20 protein-coding genes and 1 other RNA gene are annotated in these 20,250 nt (G+C 65.3%); 12 read left to right on the plus strand and 9 right to left on the minus strand.

The features are described 5' to 3' along the window. Positions 1-58 precede the first annotated feature (58 nt). From LRS53_RS12315 to osmE, 4 genes are all read right to left on the minus strand, one after another. Positions 59-1,252, minus strand: a complete 1,194-nt coding sequence (locus LRS53_RS12315) for a maltoporin (protein ID WP_231356057.1) — start codon at positions 1,250-1,252, stop codon at positions 59-61. Between the two features lie 473 nt (positions 1,253-1,725). Beyond that, the gene (gene ilvD / locus LRS53_RS12320) at positions 1,726-3,561 is read right to left on the minus strand and encodes a dihydroxy-acid dehydratase (protein WP_231356058.1); all 1,836 of its coding nucleotides are present in this window, start codon (positions 3,559-3,561) and stop codon (positions 1,726-1,728) included. A gap of 230 nt (positions 3,562-3,791) precedes the next feature. Next, positions 3,792-4,313 carry a hypothetical protein gene (locus tag LRS53_RS12325; protein ID WP_017640726.1) on the minus strand — a complete coding sequence of 174 codons (522 nt, stop codon included), beginning with the start codon at positions 4,311-4,313 and terminating at the stop codon, positions 3,792-3,794. 192 nt (positions 4,314-4,505) lie between these two features. Beyond that, the gene (gene osmE / locus LRS53_RS12330; protein WP_017640725.1) at positions 4,506-4,844 is read right to left on the minus strand and encodes an osmotically-inducible lipoprotein OsmE; all 339 of its coding nucleotides are present in this window, start codon (positions 4,842-4,844) and stop codon (positions 4,506-4,508) included. Between the two features lie 286 nt (positions 4,845-5,130). Between osmE and LRS53_RS12335 the strand changes: the two genes are divergently transcribed. After that, positions 5,131-6,351, plus strand: coding sequence for an N-acetylmuramoyl-L-alanine amidase (locus tag LRS53_RS12335; protein ID WP_231356059.1), 1,221 nt, complete (start codon positions 5,131-5,133; stop codon positions 6,349-6,351). Then, positions 6,348-6,752 carry a hypothetical protein gene (locus tag LRS53_RS12340; RefSeq protein WP_231356060.1) on the plus strand — a complete coding sequence of 135 codons (405 nt, stop codon included), beginning with the start codon at positions 6,348-6,350 and terminating at the stop codon, positions 6,750-6,752. Before LRS53_RS12335 ends, LRS53_RS12340 begins: the two co-directional genes overlap by 4 nt. A gap of 7 nt (positions 6,753-6,759) precedes the next feature. Here the strand turns inward: LRS53_RS12340 and LRS53_RS12345 are convergent, their stop codons facing one another. Further along, on the minus strand, positions 6,760-7,416 hold the full coding sequence (locus LRS53_RS12345) for a sulfite oxidase-like oxidoreductase (RefSeq protein WP_093256243.1): 657 nt from the start codon (positions 7,414-7,416) through the stop codon (positions 6,760-6,762). Positions 7,417-7,564: 148 nt separating this feature from the next. Between LRS53_RS12345 and LRS53_RS12350 the strand changes: the two genes are divergently transcribed. Beyond that, entirely contained in the window at positions 7,565-7,801 is a 237-nt protein-coding gene (locus tag LRS53_RS12350; protein ID WP_231356061.1) for a DUF2171 domain-containing protein, read from the plus strand. Between the two features lie 61 nt (positions 7,802-7,862). Here LRS53_RS12350 and LRS53_RS12355 read toward each other — a convergent pair whose 3' ends face one another. Genes LRS53_RS12355 through LRS53_RS12370 form a run of 4 tightly spaced genes read right to left on the minus strand, consistent with a single transcriptional unit; the run spans position 7,863 to position 11,216 of the window. After that, positions 7,863-8,435: a BON domain-containing protein gene (locus LRS53_RS12355; protein ID WP_017640720.1), complete on the minus strand. Its 573-nt coding sequence runs from the start codon at positions 8,433-8,435 to the stop codon at positions 7,863-7,865. After that, positions 8,432-9,025, minus strand: coding sequence for a phosphoheptose isomerase (locus LRS53_RS12360; RefSeq protein ID WP_007162067.1), 594 nt, complete (start codon positions 9,023-9,025; stop codon positions 8,432-8,434). The genes LRS53_RS12355 and LRS53_RS12360 overlap by 4 nt, the downstream gene beginning before the upstream one ends. A gap of 32 nt (positions 9,026-9,057) precedes the next feature. Next, positions 9,058-9,432, minus strand: coding sequence for a YraN family protein (locus tag LRS53_RS12365; RefSeq protein WP_184290521.1), 375 nt, complete (start codon positions 9,430-9,432; stop codon positions 9,058-9,060). Further along, the gene (locus tag LRS53_RS12370) at positions 9,429-11,216 is read right to left on the minus strand and encodes a penicillin-binding protein activator (protein WP_231356062.1); all 1,788 of its coding nucleotides are present in this window, start codon (positions 11,214-11,216) and stop codon (positions 9,429-9,431) included. Before LRS53_RS12370 ends, LRS53_RS12365 begins: the two co-directional genes overlap by 4 nt. A 125-nt stretch (positions 11,217-11,341) precedes the next feature. Between LRS53_RS12370 and rsmI the strand changes: the two genes are divergently transcribed. From rsmI to mraY, 9 genes are all read left to right on the plus strand, one after another. Next, positions 11,342-12,184, plus strand: a complete 843-nt coding sequence (gene rsmI, locus LRS53_RS12375) for a 16S rRNA (cytidine(1402)-2'-O)-methyltransferase (RefSeq protein ID WP_371913897.1) — start codon at positions 11,342-11,344, stop codon at positions 12,182-12,184. Positions 12,185-12,245: 61 nt separating this feature from the next. Beyond that, positions 12,246-12,601, plus strand: an RNA gene (rnpB, locus tag LRS53_RS12380) — RNase P RNA component class A. A gap of 293 nt (positions 12,602-12,894) precedes the next feature. Next, positions 12,895-13,350 (plus strand): division/cell wall cluster transcriptional repressor MraZ, encoded by a 456-nt coding sequence (gene mraZ, locus LRS53_RS12385; RefSeq protein ID WP_007162063.1) that lies wholly within the window; start codon positions 12,895-12,897, stop codon positions 13,348-13,350. Positions 13,351-13,352: 2 nt separating this feature from the next. Then, a complete protein-coding gene (gene rsmH / locus LRS53_RS12390; protein ID WP_231356063.1) occupies positions 13,353-14,294 on the plus strand; it encodes a 16S rRNA (cytosine(1402)-N(4))-methyltransferase RsmH in 942 nt (313 codons plus the stop codon). Beyond that, complete coding sequence (ftsL, locus tag LRS53_RS12395; protein WP_017640714.1) at positions 14,291-14,584, plus strand: cell division protein FtsL; 294 nt, start codon at positions 14,291-14,293, stop codon at positions 14,582-14,584. Before rsmH ends, ftsL begins: the two co-directional genes overlap by 4 nt. Positions 14,585-14,643: 59 nt before the next feature. Next, positions 14,644-16,338, plus strand: coding sequence for a peptidoglycan D,D-transpeptidase FtsI family protein (locus LRS53_RS12400; RefSeq protein WP_371099783.1), 1,695 nt, complete (start codon positions 14,644-14,646; stop codon positions 16,336-16,338). Continuing rightward, on the plus strand, positions 16,335-17,804 hold the full coding sequence (locus tag LRS53_RS12405; RefSeq protein WP_231356064.1) for a UDP-N-acetylmuramoyl-L-alanyl-D-glutamate--2,6-diaminopimelate ligase: 1,470 nt from the start codon (positions 16,335-16,337) through the stop codon (positions 17,802-17,804). The genes LRS53_RS12400 and LRS53_RS12405 overlap by 4 nt, the downstream gene beginning before the upstream one ends. Next, on the plus strand, positions 17,797-19,164 hold the full coding sequence (locus LRS53_RS12410; RefSeq protein WP_231356065.1) for a UDP-N-acetylmuramoyl-tripeptide--D-alanyl-D-alanine ligase: 1,368 nt from the start codon (positions 17,797-17,799) through the stop codon (positions 19,162-19,164). The genes LRS53_RS12405 and LRS53_RS12410 overlap by 8 nt, the downstream gene beginning before the upstream one ends. Continuing rightward, positions 19,164-20,246, plus strand: coding sequence for a phospho-N-acetylmuramoyl-pentapeptide-transferase (gene mraY, locus LRS53_RS12415; protein WP_017640710.1), 1,083 nt, complete (start codon positions 19,164-19,166; stop codon positions 20,244-20,246). Before LRS53_RS12410 ends, mraY begins: the two co-directional genes overlap by 1 nt. The last annotated feature ends 4 nt before the right edge of the window (positions 20,247-20,250 follow it).

Raw genomic sequence — 20,250 nt, forward strand, 5'->3', positions numbered from 1 at the left:
TGCGCTCAGGTTCGGAGACAGGAACGCGACCGGCAGCACGCCGGTCGCGGTGAAGCTGTTACCACCACTGCTCGATCTGAAAGCCGATGTTGGAGCCGTGCAGATCGTTGCCGAAGGTGCCGGTGCTCGACAGCGCGGAGCCGGCGTCGAAGTCGTCGGCCGCTTGTTGAGCTGCCCGGTTCCAGGCGGCATAGGTGTAGAACAGGCGGAATTCGGGACGGGTCTTGAATTCCGGGCCCTTGGGCGACCAGGTAGGCGCCAGGGTCAGCTTGGTCAGCTTGCGGGTGCCGCCGGGAGCCTGCACCTGATCATGGCCCAGTTCGGTGGAGAACTTGAACTGGTCGGTGATGCCGTACACCAGGCGGCCACCCAGCGAGGTCCAGCGCAGGTCATTGCCGTTGGGACGTTCGTCCTTCTGGTAGACCGCGGCGATCTGACCACCCCAGTAGCGGCTGATCTGCCAATCGAAGAAGTCGACGACGCGATAGGAGACGTCGGCGCTGCTCAGGGTCGGATCGCCGGTGCTGCCCAGCGCCGTGCCCGGGCCCTGGCCGCGCTGTACGGCAAAGGTGTTCACGCCACCCCAACCCATGAAGTTGGCCTGCTTGTGCTGCAGCGTCACGGCTACACCACTGTTGGCATTGGGCTGATTGGTGGGCTTGTCCAGATAGCTGACGCCGATCTCCAGCGAGCCATTGGGATTGGTGTTGAAACCGGCGACGTTGAAGTCGAGGCGGTTCTGGAAGTCCTTCTGGTTCTGGTTGTCCTTGCGCGAGAAGGCCAGGCTGTACTTGAGACCGCCGATGTTGACGTCCTCGATACCGCCGCCGGTGGCGCTCTGGTTCCAGTAGAAGAAGTCGGAGATGTGGATGTCGTTCCGCTTGTAGTAACGGCGGCCGGCCCAGAGATTACCGCCGTTCAGCGCGGCGATGTTGTTCCAGTAGGCATAGGCCTGGACGGCACGGATCTCGCCATTGTCCCCGTTGAAGGTCGGGGTGCGGTCGTAGCGGTTGAAGAAGCTGCCCATGCCGTATACGCCGACTGCCGAGCCGTCGTTGAGGGTCAGAACGTCCTGCTTGAGTGCCAGTTCGCCGTACTGTTCGCATTCGTTGCCCAGGCGATACTTGGACTGCGCGCCCTGCAGCTTGAAGCAGCGCATGGAATCGGAACCGGAGGAATCGCCGAGCCCGGTACGGAAGTACCCGATCGTTTCCAGGGCGTGTGCCGAAGGAATCAGCAGGAGGGTGCTCATCAAGGAGGCGACCGAAACCCTGGCCAAGGGCATAGCCTTTTTCTTATTCATTTATGTTCCCTGTTTATTGTTGTTGTGTGACGCGTGCCTGGCCTACACCTGACCCGCCGTGCTCCAGCGGAAGATCAGCATAGGTGTGACCATTGGGGCTCAACCTGACTACAAACTTATCGCTGAATCAATTCAGCGGCAGACGGAGGGTAGCCTTTGATCACTCAACGGCCTAGCGGCGCGCTAATCGCGAGGTGTGAGCTGAATCACAGGTTGCGCTTCTACAAAATTAGCAAGCCAAGCAACTGTGGAACCCCTCTGGAATGGGGGTTACCCGCACGGAGGCTGTAAGGAAAGCAGGGGCAGGCGGAGTGGCGAGGAGAGAGCGTAGCCAGAGGGGTGAAATAGAGCGTGGAGAGTAGAGGGGAATGATGGAGCAGTGCTGCGAGGCGACGGCAGCTGCCATCGCCTCGCAGTAACGGTCAGCCCAGCAGCGCCTTGTCGCGCACGCCGCCCTTGTCGGCGCTGGTGGCCAGCAGGGCATAGGCCTTGAGCGCGGTGGTCACGCGGCGGGCACGGGGTTGTGCCGGCTTCCAGCCCAGCTTGTCCTGCTCGATGCGGCGGTGGGACAGCTCTTCGTCGCTCACCAGCAGGTTGATGCTGCGCTGGGGAATGTCGATGAGCACCTTGTCGCCATCCTGCACCAGGCCGATGGCACCGCCCGCCGCGGCTTCCGGCGAGGCATGGCCGATGGACAGGCCCGAGGTGCCGCCGGAGAAGCGACCGTCGGTGAGCAGGGCGCACTGCTTGCCCAGTCCCTTGGACTTCAGGTAGCTGGTGGGGTAGAGCATCTCCTGCATGCCCGGACCGCCCTTGGGCCCTTCGTAGCGAATGATGACGATGTCGCCGGCCTTGACCTCGTCGGCGAGGATGCCGCGCACCGCGGCGTCCTGGCTCTCGAAGACCTTGGCATTGCCCTCGAACACATGGATGGATTCATCCACGCCGGCGGTCTTCACCACGCAGCCGTCCAGGGCGATGTTGCCGTAGAGCACGGCCAGACCACCTTCTTGGGAATAGGCGTGCGCGACACTGCGGATGCAGCCCTCGGCGCGGTCGTCGTCCAGGGTATCGTAGCGAGTCGCCTGGCTGAAGGCTTCCTGGGTCGGGATGCCGGCGGGACCGGCGCGGAAGAAGGTCTTCACCGCCTCGTCCTGGGTCAGGGTGATGTCCCACTGCTCGATGGCTTCGCCCAGGGTCCGGCTGTGCACGGTGGGCAGGTCGGTGTGCAGCAGACCGCCACGGGCCAGTTCGCCCAGGATGCTGAAGATGCCCCCGGCGCGATGCACGTCTTCCATGTGGTACTTCTGGATGTTCGGCGCCACCTTGCACAGCTGCGGCACCTTGCGCGACAGGGCATCGATGTCGCGCAGATCGAAGTCCACCTCGGCTTCCTGGGCGGCGGCCAGCAGGTGCAGGATGGTGTTGGTCGAGCCGCCCATGGCGATGTCCAGGGTCATGGCGTTCTCGAAGGCCGCATGGCAGGCGATGTTGCGCGGCAGCGCCGACTCGTCGTTTTCCTGATAGTAGCGACGGCAGAGGTCGACGATGGTGCGGCCGGCCTGCAGGAACAGTTCCTTGCGGTCGGCGTGGGTAGCCAGGGTCGAGCCATTGCCGGGCAGGGCCAGGCCGAGGGCCTCGACCAGGCAGTTCATGGAGTTGGCGGTGAACATGCCCGAGCAGCTGCCACAGGTGGGGCAGGCGCTGCGTTCGTATTCGGCGACCTTCTCGTCGCTGGCCGAGCTGTCGGCGGCGATGACCATGGCGTCGACCAGGTCCAGGCCGTGGCTGGCCAGCTTGGTCTTGCCGGCTTCCATGGGGCCGCCGGAGACGAACACCACCGGGATGTTCAGGCGCAGGGCGGCCATCAGCATGCCGGGGGTGATCTTATCGCAGTTGGAGATGCACACCAGGGCGTCGGCGCAGTGGGCATTGACCATGTACTCCACGGCGTCGGCGATGATCTCGCGACTCGGCAGCGAATAGAGCATGCCGTCGTGGCCCATGGCGATGCCGTCGTCCACGGCGATGGTGTTGAATTCCTTGGCCACGCCGCCAGCCTTCTCGATCTCCCGGGCGACCAGCTGGCCCAAGTCCTTGAGATGGACATGGCCCGGCACGAACTGGGTAAAGGAGTTGGCGATGGCGATGATGGGTTTCTTGAAGTCTTCGTCCTTCATCCCGGTGGCGCGCCAGAGCGCTCGGGCGCCCGCCATGTTGCGGCCCTGGGTGGAGGTTTTCGAGCGATAGTCAGGCATGAAGCGTCTCTCCGAGGCGGCTTTCTAGGTCACGGTTCTGGTCATCGTGAGCGCGGACGAGGCACGGTGCAAACGCGAAGTGACGATTGCCGGGCCGGAGGGCAACGACGCCATGCGGGATCTCCACAGGGGTGCCGGGGCTCACGAACCCGCCGGAGGATGCTGGCGGAGGGGAATTCGGATCATACACCCGGGCGCCAGCACTGCACAGCAGCGCGGGCGCCGGTGGATCAGGGCGCTTCCTGTTCGCCGTCGGGAGCGTCTTCCAGGTATTCGTCCATCGGTTCCTGGCCGGCCAGGGTCTTGAGACTCAGGTCCACGGCTTCGGGCAGGGTGATGTCGACGCGCTGTTTGTCGCTGCCTTCCAGCGAGGACTCGTAGCTGAGCGCATGGCGCAGGTGGCCGTTTTCGAGGATGGCACCCACGCTGGCCAATTGAGCGGCGGCCGGAGCCAGGCGTTCGAGAGCGGCCTTGGGCCAGGTGGCCTCGACGGTCGCATTGCAGGTATAGAAGCCTGCTTCGCCACTGTCTGAGGGTTCTTCCTGGGTCTTGATGTCGACCAGCGAGATCTGGTTGGCCTCCAGCGCGGGCTGGCCGGCGGCGATGTCGTCCGCATAGATCTCGTTGATGGTCTGGGCGTATTGCTGACGAACCAGTTCGGCGGTCTTGGCCGCATCGCAACTGTAGTCATAGCCACCGCAGCCAGTCAGGGAAAGCACCGCAGCTGTGAGTATGAGGTGACGTCTGGACATGCCTGAATTCCTTGGAACGATGGGTAGAGCCTGGCGGCGCTGGCCGTGCCTGCGTCGATCCGCAGTGCAGGACGTCGGCGCAACGTTCATGGATGGCGAGGGCCTAGGGTGCTGCCGCTCGCCGATCCTGTCCATCAGACGCCGCCAGCGTCCGTCAGGACACCCGGCCTGGCTGGCCGGTCAGATCCCCGATCAGGCGCGGTCGGCGCTTTCGCAGGTCTCGAAGTCCTTGCTGTCGACGCGGTTCATGCTGTCGAAGCCGATCGAATAGACCTGCTCCTTGCCGTCCTTGTTGAGCACATAGTTGTTGCAGGTACCCGGACGATACTTGCGGGTGTAGGTGCTCGACGGGGTGCCGCCGATACGCAGGACGTCAGCCTTGGCCATACCCTTTTCCACCTGCTTCACCAGCGGCTGCTCGCGAAATTCCACGCGACCCACGGTGTAGTCGGCTGTGTTCTTGACCGAGGAACAGCCCGCCAGCACGGTGCCGGCCAGCAGGGCGGTCGCGACTGCAATCTTCTTGTTCATGGTGTGATCCCTTCAAAGGCGGAAGTGCCTGACACTTCGACGATGACGGCGCCGATAAATTCGCTCTCCGTCGCACTTCTCGCCGTTCGCGCCTTTGACGGGTCGGCTCGCGAGAGCGGCAAGTGACTGTATCTAAAGCTGATTCTGCAAACGAACGCTATGCCCTGGTTTTCTAAGGAATATTTTGTCCGAATGGCAGTTGACAGGGGCCAGGTGGCAGGCGATCTTTAGCGTTATGTTGTAACTTCCCAGCCGTTTCTCGTTTCTCGTTTCTCGCGAGGACCCCATGAATCGCCGTCGTCTGCTCAATCTGATCCTGGCTGGCATGACTTTGCCCGTCGGGTTGCCGGCGTTTGCCGCCCGGCAGCAACTCAAGGGTGCCCGGGCCTGGCAGGACGCTGACAAGCTCCGCCTGGTCTTCGATCTCACCGGGCCGGTGCGCTACAAGACCTTTACCCTGGTGGCGCCGGATCGCATCATTCTCGATCTCGCCGATACCCAGGCGCCCGCGGTGCTCAACCACCTCGCCCTGCAGGGGTCGCCGGTGCGCGCCGTGCGCAGCGCCCGCTATGGCGCCCAGGACACCCGGGTGGTGCTGGAGCTGGCCCATCCGGTGGAGATGGAGAGCTTCATTCTCGGCCCGGGCGAGGGCGCGTCCAACCGCCTGGTGCTCGATCTCAAGCGCGCCGGGACGCCGGCAGTGGCCGCACGCAAGCCGGTCGACGCTGAGCCGCCGTTGGAGGTCAAGCGCGGCAAGGGCCTGGCCACGGGGCGCGACATCATGGTGGTGGTCGATGCCGGGCATGGTGGCAAGGATCCCGGGGCGCTGAGCGCCCGGGGTGATCGGGAAAAGGACATCGCCCTGATCGTGGCGCAGAATCTGGCGCGGCGCATCAACCTGCAGAAGGGCTTCAAGGCCAAGCTGGTGCGCAACGACGACTTCTTCGTGCCGCTGCGCAAGCGGGTCGAGGTCGCCCGCAGCTACAACGCCGACATGTTCGTCTCGGTGCACGCCGATGCCGCACCGCGGCGTACGGCCTATGGTGCCTCGGTCTATGCCCTGTCGGAGCGAGGCGCGACCTCCACCACGGCGCGCTTTCTGGCCGACAGCGAGAACAACGTCGACCTGATCGGTGCCAACGAGATTCTCAAGGGCCGCGATCCCATGCTGGCCGGCGTGCTGCTGGACATGTCGATGAACGCCACCATCTCGTCGAGCCTGGACCTGGGCCACAAGGTGCTGGGGCAATTGGCGAACATCACCAACCTGCACCAGAAACGGGTGGAGCAGGCGGGGTTCGCTGTGCTCAAATCACCGGACATCCCCTCGATCCTGGTCGAGACGGGCTTCATTTCCAATGATCGCGACTGCCGACGCTTGCTCGACAGTCGCCACCAGAAGCAGCTGGCCGATTCGATCTTTGCCGGGCTGCATGGCTATTTCCAGGAGCGCCCGCCGCTGGGCACCTACCTGGCCAGCCTCAAGAACACCCAAGGAGTGACATGAGTTTGCAAGACAAGGCGCGTCGTTACTGGCGCGTGGTGGTGCTGGTGATAGGCGCGCTCTGTGTCGTGGCCGGGCTGATCGGCTACGGGCAGGGCGGTGGCGACAAGCAGAGCAGTGCCCAGGAAGGCTTCGTCAACAAGGTCTGGCAGATCAAGACCAGCAACAGCATCGAGCCGGGAATGCTCTATGTCTTTCTCAGCGATGGCACCCTGGTGATGGCCTCGCCGAGCAGCCAGCCCTCCCTGGGCCGCTGGACGCGCACCGAGAAGGGCCTGAATCTGATCGAGGAAGGCATCACCTATCCCACGGAAATCCTCGGTCTCACCCGCGACGAATTCCGTATCCGCAGTCTCAACCCCGGCGATCCGGTGGAGCTGCAGTTGGCCCCCGCCGCACGCTGAGCGAGCCTCAGGCGTCGTCGTCGGAGTAGCGCTGCTCCTGCCAGGGGTCGCCCCGGTCGTGATAGCCGCGCATCTCCCAGAAGCCAGGCGTGTCGCCGACCCGGAAGTCGATGCGCCTGAGCCACTTGGCGCTCTTCCACAGATAGAGGTGCGGGATCAGTACCCGCACCGGGCCCCCGTGCTCGGCGGTCAGCGGCTGGCCTTCCCAGCTGTGCACCAGCATGGCGCCAGGTGCGGCGAAATCGGCCAGCGGCAGGTTGGTGATGTAGCCGTCGTAGCTGTGCAGGAGCACATGGGTCGCTTCGTCCCGCGGCTGTACCTCGTCCAGCAGTTCGCTTACCGGCAGGCCGATCCAGTGATTGTCATAGCGTGACCAGGTGGTGACGCAGTGCATGTCGCTGATGGCCTGGGTGGTCGCCCGCGCCGCGAAGGTCTCCCAGTTCCAGCGTAGCGTCTTGCCGACCGCGCCGGTCACCGCCAGTTGCCAGCGTTCCTGGCTGACTTCCGGGCGTACCCCTAGATCCAGGACCGGCCAGTTGCTGACCCGATGCTGGCCGGGCGGCAGGCGTTCGCTGTCCGGGCGTGCGCCCTGGCCGGTAAGGAAGCGGCCCTCCTGGGCCCAGCGTTCCTTGGAACGGGTCAGCTTGCTTGGCTCATCACTCATCGGTGGATCCTCTTCGTAGTTCTCGGGCTTCTGACCTCAATGATGGCCTTTCGTCGGCACAGGCCGAACCCAGACGGCTGCTCACGCCTCCTATCCTGCAGGCACTCAGAGAGGCGCCTCCTTTTTCTTAACCTGCCGGAGAACCACCATGGTAGATGCAACCCAGATCAAAGAGCATGCGGAAGTTGTCGGTTCGGACGGCCAGCACGTGGGCACCGTCGACCACATGGAGGGCGCCGATCGCATCAAGCTGACCAAGCGCGATCAGGACGCCGATGGCAAGCATCACTACATTCCGCTGAGCTGGGTCCTGTCCGTGGAAGGCAGCCAGGTACGCCTGTCCAAGACCCGCGACGAAGCCGAAAGCGAGTGGCAGGCCGCCTAAGGCACGCCGCCCAATAAAAAGCCCCGCATTGCGGGGCTTTTTATTGGGCGGCGAATAGGGATCAGTTGATGTATTCGAACAGCTTGACGATGCGCTGCACACCCGAGACGCTCTGGATCAGCTGCACGGCATGGGCGGCTTCCTGCTGGGTCACCAGGCCCAGGAGATAGACGATGCCGTTTTCCGTGACCACCTTGATGCGCGAGCCTGGGATGTCCTGGTCGGCGAACATCTGGGTCTTGATGCGGGTGGTCAGCCAGGAATCGTTGCTCCGCGCCAGCAGCGAGGAGTTACCGGTCACCTGCAGTTCGTTGTGCACGGTCTTGACCCGCTGCACGCTGCGCACCGCCTGTTCGGCCTGGGCCTTGAGATCGGCGCGCGGTGTCTGGCCGGCGATCAGTACCACGCCGTTGTAGCTCACCACCACGATGTGCGAGCTGGCCAGGTCGGCATTGGCCTTGGAGATGTTGACCGCGGCCTTGGTTTCGATCAGGGCGTCGTCGACGGTGCTGCCCAGGGTACGGGTGCCGCGGTTGTCGTCGATGGGCTTGTCGCGGCTGGCGGTGACCACGTTGCTGCAGCCGGCGACCGCAAAGGACAGCGCCAGGATGGCGAGCAGAGGAGCCTTCTTCATTCTTCGCTTCCAAACAGTTGCTGATCGATCTGGTCGCACAGGCAGTGGATCACCAGCAGGTGCACTTCCTGGATGCGGGCGGTGACCTTGGCGGGTACGCGGATCTCGACGTCCTCGGGCAGCAGCAGCGAGGCCATGCCGCCGCCATCGCGGCCGGTGAGCGCGACCACGGTCATCTCGCGGTCGTGAGCGGCCTGGATCGCCTGGATCACGTTGGCCGAGTTGCCGCTGGTGGAGATGGCCAGGAGGATGTCGCCGGGCTGACCGAGGGCGCGGATCTGCTTGGAGAACACCTCGTTGTAGCTGTAGTCGTTGGCGATGGAAGTCAGCGTCGAGGTGTCGGTGGTCAAGGCCAGGGCCGGCAGGCTGGGCCGCTCGCGCTCGAAGCGATTCAGCAGTTCCGAGGAGAAATGCTGGGCGTCGCCGGCGGAACCGCCATTGCCACAGGTGAGAATCTTGCCTTCGTTGAGCAGGGCCGCGACCATGACCTGGCTGGCCAGATCGATATGCGGAATCAGGACTTCCATGGCCTGACGCTTGGTTTCGATGCTGTCCCGGAAGAGTTTCTGGATGCGGGCGTGGGTGTCCATCGCGATATCTTTGACCTGTGCTGTGGAGGGCCTCAGGCGTCGAAGGCCTGTTTGATCCATTCGAGTGCCTGAGGGGACGCGTCGGCCCCGGGGCCGATCGCGATCACGTCGAAACGACAGGGCCGCTTGGCCCAGCGCGCTTCGGATTGCAGAAAGAGGGCGGCGCTGTTGACCAGTCGCTGCCGCTTGCGGGCATCTATGCTTTCCGCGGCGCCGCCCCAGGCGGTGTGCCTGCGGGCGCGTACCTCGACGAATACTACTGTATCGCCGTCGAGCATGACCAGATCGAGCTCACCGCCACGCCAGCGCCAGTTACGGGCGATCAGGCGCAGACCGTGCGTCTGCAGGAACTGCAGCGCACGGTCCTCGCCTTGCTTGCCGCGCTGGAGGTGCGGGGCCTGCTTCACGGCGTGCTGAGCGAGGCCGGCACGCTGGTGGTGGGCCGCGGTGCATTGTTGGCTGGCAGCGGCTGGGCCACGCCGTTGCGGAATTCCGCCCAGGGCAGGTGACGCACCACACGCTGATCGGGCGCCACGCTCAGATTGCCGGACAGGCCGGGCAGCTCGGAGTTGGGCAGGGCCTTGAGCTGCTGCAGGTGCAGCGCCAGCAGGTAGGCATCGGCGCCCATGGCATAGAGGCGACCGATGCTGGTGCCAGCCTGGGGCCACTGGGCGGTGATCTTGGCGCGCAGCGGATTGCTCGGGTCGAGCAGCCAGGGGGTTTCGCAGAACAGGATGCCGTTAAGATCCTGGTTGACGCCGGGTTCGTTGACCCCGCTGTTGAGGTTGGAGGTGGCGTACACCGGCAGATCGCGGGCGTTCTGGTAGACCAGGATCGGCTTGATCTGGCGGGCCTGCGCCGGCGTCGAGGCGAGGAAGATGAAGTCCATGCCCTGGCGCATCTGCAGGAGGCTGGTGATGCGGTTGGCGATCTCGACCGGCTGGCCGATGCGCTCGGCGGCGACCAGGCGACCACCCAACTGCTGCCACTCGTTCTGGAAGGCGGCCAGCACGCGGGCGCCCCAGTCGCCCTGGGGCACCATGGCACCGGCGCTGCGCTTGCCGTCGGCCCAGGCACGGCGGGCGGCTTCACGGGCCTCGTCCTCGGCGGCCAGGCCGAACTGGAAGAGCTGGGGCGGCTGGGCGCCCTGGCTGTCGCCATAGTTCAGCGCCAGGGTGTTAAGCGGCAATTGCGGGCGATCGCTCAGCTGCTTGACCAGATTCTTTTCCAGCGGGCCGACCACCAGCTGGATACCGGCGGCCTGGGCCTGACGGTAGAAGGCGTCCAGCGAGCCCATCTGGGTACTGTCGTAGACGGTCACGGCCGGGGCGGTCTGGCCCGTGGCCAGGGCTTCGTAGCGGGCGGCCATGAAGCCGTCCTGCAGCGCGCGGGAGACGCCGGCGAGCTGGCCCTGCAGGGGCAGCAGCAGGGCGACGCGATTGAGTGGCTCGCGCGCCAGGGTCTTCAGGCGTTCCAGGTCATCGGGCAGATTGCGCGCGGCGGGATGGCCGGGGTGCTGCTGCTGCCATTCCTCGATGGCCGACAATTGCTGATCCAGCGCCAGGTTGCCGCGGGTGATGGCGGCCAGGGCCAGCCAGCCATTGAGATCGGCATCCTTCACGCTCTGGCGCAGTTGCGCATCCGGCAGGCTGGTCACCAGCTGCCAGATATGCTCGCGGTTGTCGTGGCCGGCATCGCCTTCGAGCAGCGGCCCCAGGAAGATGCGCTCCTGGGCGGCGGCGAGCGGCTGGCCATTGGCGGCCTGGGCCTCGGCCTTGGTCAGGCCGCTGCGGATCTGCTGCTGAGCCGGCAATTCGCCCAGTTGGGCGAAGCTGGGATGGTCGAAACGCTTGAGGGCCTGGGCCGGCTGCTTGTCGAGCAGATCGAGCTGAGCCAGCAAGGTCTGGGCGAACATCTGCTGCGCCGGCTTCAAGCCTTCCAGATTGATGGAGCCCAGGATCTGCCGCGCTTCGCGGGCGTTCTGCTGGGCATAGGCCTTGTCCGCGGCGGTCAGACGCAGCAGATTGGCCTGTTCGGACTGACTGGCGCCGGCCTGGTTCAGCAGTTGCTCGATGCTGGCCTGGCTGGGCTGAGGCAGCGCCCCGAGGCTGCTCGTGGTGGGCGAGCTGCTGCAGGCGGCGAGCAGGGCGAAGGCGGTGGCGCAGAGCAGCGGACGCAGGCGGAACTTCATGCGGTGGTTCCTGAGCAGAGTTCGGGAAAGGGGCGATTGTCTCACAGCACCCAGGCGCTGCGAACGCCGAGGGCGAGAGCGGCGTACACTGTTGGGCTATTTCCAGTCCGTCAGGTTTCATCATGATTTCGCCGGGTACTCTTTATGTGGTTGCCACCCCCATCGGCAACCTGGACGACATCACCACCCGTGCCCTCAAGGTCCTGCGCGACGTGGCCCTGATCGCCGCCGAAGACACCCGTCATTCGGCGCGCCTGTTGCGCCATTTCGGTATCGAAACGCCGCTTGCCGCCTGTCACGACCACAACGAGCGCGATGCCGGAGGTCGCTTCATCACCCGCTTGCTGGCGGGAGAGGACGTCGCCCTGATCTCCGATGCCGGTACGCCGCTGATTTCCGATCCGGGCTTTCACCTGGTGCGCGCCGCGCGCGCCCAGGGCATCCGGGTCTCGCCGATTCCCGGTGCCTGCGCGCTGATCGCGGCGCTGTCGGCGGCCGGGCTGCCTTCGGACCGCTTCAGCTTCGAGGGCTTCCTGCCAGCCAAGGCGGTGGGCCGGCAGGGGCGGCTGGCGGCGCTGCGCGAAGACCCGCGCACCCTGATCTTCTACGAGGCGCCCCATCGCCTCGACGACTGCGTGGCCGATATGGTGAGCACCTTCGGGCCCGAGCGGCACATCGTGCTGGGGCGCGAGCTGACCAAGACCTTCGAGACCCTGCGCGGCCTGCCCGCGGGCGAGCTGCAGGCCTGGATTCGCGAGGATCTGGATCAGCAGCGCGGCGAGTGCGTGCTGCTGGTGGCCGGCTGGACCGCGCCGGAAGACGCCGAGGTCGATGCCGAAACCCTGCGCATCCTCGATCTGCTGCTGGCCGAGCTGCCGGTCAAGCGCGCCGCCGCCCTGGCCGCCCAGATCACCGGGGCGCGCAAGAACCTACTCTATCAACTGGCGCTGGAGCGCAAGGGCGAGTAGGGCGAATTAGTGGGCATCTTTCCTTGTTATCCGCCTCCAGTCTCTATACCCTTGCGCCGCGAGAGCCGACCGGGCAGTCGCTGTCGTGATCCGCAAGGGTCGCGAGGGAGGAAAGTCCGGGCTCCATAGGGCGAGGTGCCAGGTAACGCCTGGGAGGCGTGAGCCTACGGAAAGTGCCACAGAAAATAACCGCCTAAGCGCGCAAGCGCCGGTAAGGGTGAAAAGGTGCGGTAAGAGCGCACCGCACGGCTGGCAACAGTTCGTGGCTAGGTAAACCCCACCTGGAGCAAGACCAAATAGGAATCCATAGGCGTGGCCCGCGCTGGATTCGGGTAGGTCGCTAGAGGCAATCAGCGATGGTTGTCCCAGAGGAATGACTGTCCTCGACAGAACCCGGCTTACAGGTCGGCTCTCGCACTCCCTCCCTCCCTCCCGGGCCTCTACGCCTGGGGTTTGAGACCTCTTCTTAAGACATCACTTTAATCAATTGAGCCAATCAATTGACTTCATTTCCGTTTGTCGGAAATCGATGTCGTTCGTCTTGGTCGTGAACTCGTGCAATTTGCTCGAAATCCGCGTCCCACGCGGCCTGGGAACCCCCTCGCTTACCTTGACTGAAAGCGGCCCTCCTCAATATAGTGGCGGCCGGTGGTACGAAGTGGGGCGAAGTGGGATTTAATGGCAAGGACAGCCTATTAGAGGACGCGAAATTGTTCCGGGGAGCGAACGCCATTAGTCTCGACGCCAAGGGGCGCGCCGCGATGCCGAGCCGGTATCGTGACGAGCTGCTGGAGCGTTGTGCCGGCCAGCTCATCGTGACGATCGATGCCGTCGACCCCTGCCTTTGCGTCTATCCACTCCCGGAATGGGAAATCATCGAAAGCAAGCTGCGGCAGTTGCCCTCGCTACGCGAGGAGACTCGCCGCTTGCAGCGCTTGCTGATCGGCAATGCGGTGGATCTGGAACTCGACGGCAGTGGCCGTTTCCTGGTTCCGCCGCGCCTGCGTGAATACGCCAAGCTGGACCGGCGCGTGATGCTGGTCGGGCAGCTCAACAAGTTCCAGTTATGGGATGAGGATGCCTGGAGTGCCGTGTGCGACGCGGATCTCCTGGCGATTAAGGAACCCGGCGGTATGCCGGATGAAATGCGCGATTTGATCCTGTGACCATGAACCCAGTCTTCCACCACGTCTCCGTTCTCCTGGACGAGGCCGTACAGGCATTGGCGATCCAGCCTGCCGGCCGTTATCTGGACGGCACCTTCGGCCGCGGCGGACACAGCCGAGCCGCGTTGCGCCTGCTGGGTGGGGAAGGGCGGTTGCTGGGTTTCGACAAGGACCCCCAGGCGATCGCCGCTGGCCAGGCCCTGGCCGCGGAAGATCCGCGTTTCGAGATCGTCCAGCGCAGCTTCGCCGAGCTGGGCGATGAACTCGTCAGCCGTGGCTGGTCCGGCCAGGTCGATGGCGTGCTGCTGGATCTAGGTGTGTCATCGCCCCAGCTCGACGATCCCGAGCGCGGTTTCAGCTTCATGCAGGACGGCCCCCTGGACATGCGCATGGATCCGAGCCGGGGCCAGAGCGCCGCCGCCTGGATCGCCACGGCTGCCGAGGCCGATATCGCCCAGGTGTTCAAGGAATTCGGCGAAGAGCGCTTCGCCAAGCGCATGGCGCGCGCCGTGGTGCAGCGCCGTGAGGTCCAGCCCTTCGAACGCACCGGTGATCTGGCCAAGGTGCTCACCGAGGCCAATCCGGCCTGGGAAAAGGGCAAGCATCCCGCCACCCGCGCCTTCCAGGGGCTGCGCATCTACATCAACCGCGAACTGAGCGATCTGGAGCAGGGCCTGCAGGCCGCCTACGAGCAGTTGGCGGTGGGTGGCCGGCTGGTGGTGATCAGCTTCCACTCCCTGGAAGATCGCATCGTCAAGCAATTCATGCGCCGACTGGCCAAGGGCGAGGCCGACCAGCTGCCGCGCGACCTGCCGATCCGCGCCACGGTCTTCGAGCCTTCCCTGCGCCTGCTGGGCAAGCCGGTCTATGCCAGCGAAGCCGAACTGGCCGCCAATCCCCGCGCCCGCAGCGCCGTGATGCGCGTTGCCGAGAAGCTGAAATGAGCCGGCTCTTCGTCAAGAAACTGCCCCTGGGCAGCAGCGTCATGCTGGTGCTATTCGCTGGCGTGTTGCTGTCGGCGGTAGCCGTGGCCTATAGCGCCCACTGGAATCGCCAGCTGCTCAATACCCTCTATGGCGAGATGGCCATCCGCGACAAGGCCCAGGCCGAGTACGGCCGGTTGCTGCTGGAGCAGAGCACCTGGACCGCCCACAGCCGCGTCGAGGCTCTGGCCAGCGGTCAGCTGCAGATGCGCATTCCCGATCCGACCGAAATCCGGATGGTCAATCCGTGAAAGGCCTGATCGCGCGCCTGCCCTGGCGCTTCAGCCTGATTATCGGGCTGTTGCTGGTCATGGTCGGCACCATCATCTGGCGCATCGTCGATCTGCACGTGATCGACCGGGCCTTTCTCAAGGGGCAGGGTGATGCGCGTAGCGTGCGCACCATTCCCATCCCGGCGCACCGTGGCCTGATCACCGATCGCAATGGCGAACCCCTGGCCGTGAGTACGCCGGTCACCACCCTGTGGATCAATCCGAAGGAACTGCTGGGCGCCGAGGATCGCTGGCCGACCCTGGCCGATGCCGTCGGCCAGCCGCGGGCGGAATTGGCCAAACGCATCGAGCAGAACGCCAGCAAGGAATTTCTCTACCTGGCCCGCGGCCTGACGCCCGAGCAGGGCGAAGCGGTTATGAGCCAGGTCAAGGCGCACAAGATTCCCGGTGTCTACGACATCGAGGAATTTCGGCGTTTCTATCCGGCGGGTGAGGTGGCGGCCCATGTGGTCGGCTTCACCGACATCGACGACCACGGTCGCGAAGGCATCGAGCTGGCCTTCAACGAGTGGCTGTCCGGCGTGCCGGGTCGTCGCCAGGTGGTCAAGGATCGTCGCGGTCGGCTGATCCGCGATGTGCAGGTCGCCAAGAACGCCAAGCCGGGCAACACCCTGGCGCTGTCCATCGACCTGCGTCTGCAGTATCTCGCTGCCCGCGAGCTGCGCAATGCCCTGACCCAGTTCGAAGCCGAGGCCGGCAGCCTCACCATCGTCGACGTCAAGACCGGTGAGGTCCTGGCGATGGTCAACATGCCCACCTATAACCCCAACAACAGACGCAGCCTCGAACCGGCCGCCATGCGCAACCGGGCGATGATCGACGTCATGGAACCCGGCTCGGTGATGAAGCCGATCTCCATGACCGCGGCGCTCGCCAGCGGTCGCTGGAAGCCCACCGACAAGGTCAACGTCTATCCCGGTTCGCTGCAGATCGGTCGCTACACCATCAAGGACGTCTCCCACAGCGATGGCGCCCTGGACCTGACCGGCATCCTCATCAAGTCCAGCAACGTCGGCATGAGCAAGATCGCCTTCGACGTCGGTGGCGAGAACATCTACAACGCCATGCGCGCCGTCGGCCTCGGCCAGGACACCGGTCTGGGCTTCCCCGGCGAGCGGGTCGGCAATCTGCCCAACCACCGCACCTGGCGTCCGGCCGAGACCGCGACCCTGTCCTATGGCTACGGCCTGGCGGTGACCGCCGTGCAGCTGGCCCATGCCTATTCGGTGCTGGCCAACGACGGGCGCTCGGTACCGCTGTCCATGGTGCGCCTGGATAAGGCTCCGGCCAGCGACCAGGCGGTGGACGAGCGCGTCGCCAAGACCCTGCAAGGCATGCTGCAACAGGTCGTGGAAGCCCCCGGTGGTGCCTTCCGCGCCCAGGTGCCGGGCTACCACGTCGCTGGCAAGAGCGGTACCGCGCGCAAGACCAGCACCGGTACCCGGGGCTATGCCGAAAATTCCTATCGCTCGCTGTTCGCCGGCTTCGGCCCCACCAGCAATCCGCGCCTGGCCGCGGTGGTGGTGATCGACCGTCCCAGCAAGGGCGGCTACTACGGTGGTGTGGTGTCGGCGCCGGTGTTCAGCCGCGTGATGTCCGGCGCTCTGCGCCTGATGAACATCCAGCCGGACAATCTGCAGCCGCTGCCGGTGCAGCAGGCCCAGGCCCAGGCTGCCGCCAAGCCGCTGCTGGTCGGGGAGCGTGATCGATGAGCCGTCTGCTGACCGAACTCCTGTCTGAAGCCAGCGCTGCCGTCGACATCGACGGCCTGGCGCTGGACAGTCGCGACGTTCGGCCGGGCTCGCTGTTCCTCGCCATTCCCGGCTTGCACAGCGATGGCCGTACCCATATCGCCAGTGCCGCCGAACGGGGTGCCGCAGCCATCGCCTACGAGGTGAAGGACGCTCCTGCGCTGCCGAACCTGGACATCCCTCTGATCGCCGTCGAAGGTCTGGCCGGAAAGCTTTCCGCCATCGCTGGCCGTTTCCATGGCGAACCCAGCCAGCGCCTGGCGCTGGTCGGCATCACCGGCACCAACGGCAAGACCAGTGTCAGCCAGCTGATCGCCCAGGCCTGCGACCTGCTCGGTCAGCGCTGCGGCATCGTCGGTACCCTGGGCAACGGCTTCCATGGCGCTCTCGCCGAAAGCCGCCACACCACCCCGGATGCTCTCAAACTGCAGGCGACCCTGGCCGAACTGGCCGCCGGTGGCGCTGCCAGCGTGGCCATGGAGGTCTCTTCCCATGGCCTGGCCCAGGGCCGGGTGGCAGCGCTGGCCTTCAAGGTCGCGGTCTTCACCAATCTGTCCCGCGACCACCTCGATTACCACGGCACCATGGCCGCCTATGGCGAAGCCAAGGCCCAGCTGTTCGCCTGGCCCGGGCTCGGCACCCGCGTCCTTAATATGGATGATGCCTTTGGCCGCGAGCTGGCAGCTCGCCCCAGCCCGGCAGCGACCCTGACCTACAGCCTGAGCGATCCGGCTGCCAGCATCCATTGCCAGGCTGTCCAGTTCGACGACCACGGCGTGCGCGCCCAGCTGGTCACCGCCCAGGGCACCGGCGAGCTGCGCAGCCAGCTGATCGGACGCTTCAACCTGAGCAATCTGCTGGCCGCCATCGGTGCGCTGCTGGGCTTGGGGCATGGCCTCGACGCCATCCTTGCCATCCTCCCGCAGCTGCAGGGCCCGGCCGGGCGCATGCAGCGCCTGGGTGGCGCCGGGCGGCCGCTGGTGGTAGTGGACTATGCACATACCCCCGACGCCTTGGACAAGGTGCTCACTGCCCTGCGGCCCCATGTCGGTGCCCAGGGTCGATTGGTCTGCGTATTCGGCTGTGGCGGCGATCGCGATCGCGGCAAGCGGCCGGAGATGGCCGCGGTGGCTGAGCGCCTGGCCGACCAGGTGGTGGTGACCGACGACAACCCCCGTACCGAGGATCCGGCCGCCATCGTCGCCGACATCCGCGCGGGCTTCGCGCAGCCCGAGCAGGTGAGCTTCGCCGGCCGGCGCGAGGTGGCGATCGCCCAGGCCGTGGCCGCGGCGACCGCCCAGGACATCGTGGTGCTGGCCGGCAAGGGCCATGAGCCCTACCAGGAAATCGCCGGTGTCCGCCATCCCTTTTCCGATCTCGACCAGGCCGAGCGGGCCCTGACCGCCTGGGAGCGACAGCATGCTTAGATCCTTCACCCTCACCGAAGTGGCCGAGGCCCTGACCGGCAACCTGCTGGGCGCCGATGCCCTGTTCGATGGCGTCGGCACCGACAGTCGCAAGGCCGTGGCCGGACAACTCTTCGTTGCCCTGAGCGGGCCGCGCTTCGATGGTCATGCCTATCTGGCCGACGTGGCTGCCCAGGGCGCCGCGGCAGCCCTGGTGGAGCGGGCCGTGCCCGAGGTTCATCTGCCCCAACTGGTGGTAGCCGACACCCGCCTGGCGTTGGGTCGCCTCGGCGCCTTCAATCGTGATCTGTTCCAAGGCAAGCTCGCCGCCGTGACCGGCTCCAGCGGCAAGACCACGGTCAAGGAACTGCTCGCCGCCATCCTGCGTCAGCAGGGCGCCACCCTGGCCACCCAGGGCAATCTGAACAACGACCTCGGCGCGCCCCTGACCCTGCTGCAACTGGCTGCCGAGCATGCCTTCGGCGTCATCGAGCTGGGCGCTTCCCACGTCGGGGACATCGCCTATACCGTGAGCCTGACACGCCCGGATGTCGTTATCATTACCAACGCCGGCCAGGCCCATGTGGGCGAGTTCGGCGGCGTCGATCGTATCGTCGAGGCCAAGGGCGAGATCATCGAAGGCGTGGGCGAGGCGGGCACCGTGGTGCTCAACCGCGACGACGCGGCCTTCGAGACCTGGCAACGCCGTGCGGCCGGGCGCCGAGTCATCGCCTTCGGCCTGGATGCCCGCGCCGATGTCCGCGCCACCGAGGTGAGCCTGGATAGCCAAGGTCGTCCGAGCTTCACCCTGCACACTGCCCAAGACGACGTACGCATCACCCTGCAACTGTTGGGTGCCCACAACGTCGGCAATGCCCTGGCCGCGGCGGCGGCCGCCCTCAGCCTGGGCCTGGACCTGACCACCGTCGCCCGTGGCTTGGCCACAGCGGCACCTGTCCAGGGCCGCACCCTGACCCGCACCAGCCAGCGCGGCGCCCAGGTCATCGACGACAGCTACAACGCCAACCCCGCCTCGGTGAAGGCCGGGATCGATCTGCTGGCTGCCCTGCCGGGCCGTCGGGTGGTGGTCCTGGGCGACATCGCCGAGTTGGGCGAATGGACCGAACAGGGCCATCGTGACGTGGGCGAGCATGCCCGCGGCAAGGTGGATGCCTTCTACAGCGTCGGTCCTTCGATGGCCCATGCGGCCCGCGCCTATGGCGCCGAGGCTCGACATTTCGCCGATCGCGAACAACTGATCGAGGCCCTGGCGGACGAGGACCGGGCCGGAACCACCCTGCTGATCAAGGGATCCCGCAGCGCCGCGATGGACAAGGTCGTCGCCGCGCTCTGCGCTCTCAACACCGAGGAGAAACACTGATGCTGCTGCTGTTGGCGGAGTTCCTGCAACAGTTCTACAAGGGCTTCGCCGTCTTCCAATACCTCAGCCTGCGCGGCATTCTGGGCGTCCTGACCGCCCTGATGCTGTCGTTGTGGCTCGGCCCCTGGATGATCCGCACCCTGCAGATCCGCCAGATCGGCCAGGCCGTGCGCAACGATGGCCCCCAGTCGCACCTGTCCAAATCCGGCACCCCCACCATGGGCGGCGCCCTGATCCTGACCACCATCGGCATCAGCACCCTGCTGTGGGCCGATCTGCACAACCGCTATGTCTGGACCGTGCTGGGGGTGACCTTCCTGTTCGGCGCCATCGGCTGGGTCGACGACTATCGCAAGGTGATCGAGAAGAACTCCCGGGGCCTGCCCAGTCGCTGGAAGTACTTCTGGCAATCGGTATTCGGCCTGGGGGCGGCGATCTTCCTCTACATGACGGCCAAGGCCCCAATCGAAACCACCTTGATCCTGCCGCTGCTGAAGAACATCGAAATCCCGCTGGGGATTTTCTTCGTTGTGCTGACCTACTTCGTCATCGTCGGCTCCAGCAACGCGGTCAACCTCACCGATGGCCTCGACGGCCTGGCGATCATGCCCACCGTGATGGTTGGCGGCGCCTTGGGCATCTTCTGCTACCTGTCGGGCAACGTGAAATTCGCCGACTACCTGCTGATTCCCTATGTGGAAGGCTCCGGCGAGCTGATCGTCTTCTGCGGCGCCCTGATCGGGGCGGGTCTGGGCTTCCTCTGGTTCAACACCTATCCGGCCATGGTCTTCATGGGTGACGTCGGCGCCCTGGCGCTGGGCGCCGCTCTCGGCACCATCGCCGTGATCGTCCGCCAGGAAGTGGTGCTGTTCATCATGGGTGGCGTCTTCGTCATGGAGACCCTCTCGGTGGTCATCCAGGTCGCCTCCTTCAAGCTGACCGGCAAGCGCGTCTTCCGCATGGCGCCGATCCACCACCATTTCGAATTGAAGGGCTGGCCCGAACCGCGGGTCATCGTGCGCTTCTGGATCATCACCGTGATCCTGGTGCTGTTCGGTCTCGCCACCCTGAAACTGAGGTAATCGC

The organism is Pseudomonas sp. PLB05, from assembly GCF_021106615.1.
GTDB lineage: Bacteria > Pseudomonadota > Gammaproteobacteria > Pseudomonadales > Pseudomonadaceae > Chryseomonas > Chryseomonas benzopyrenica.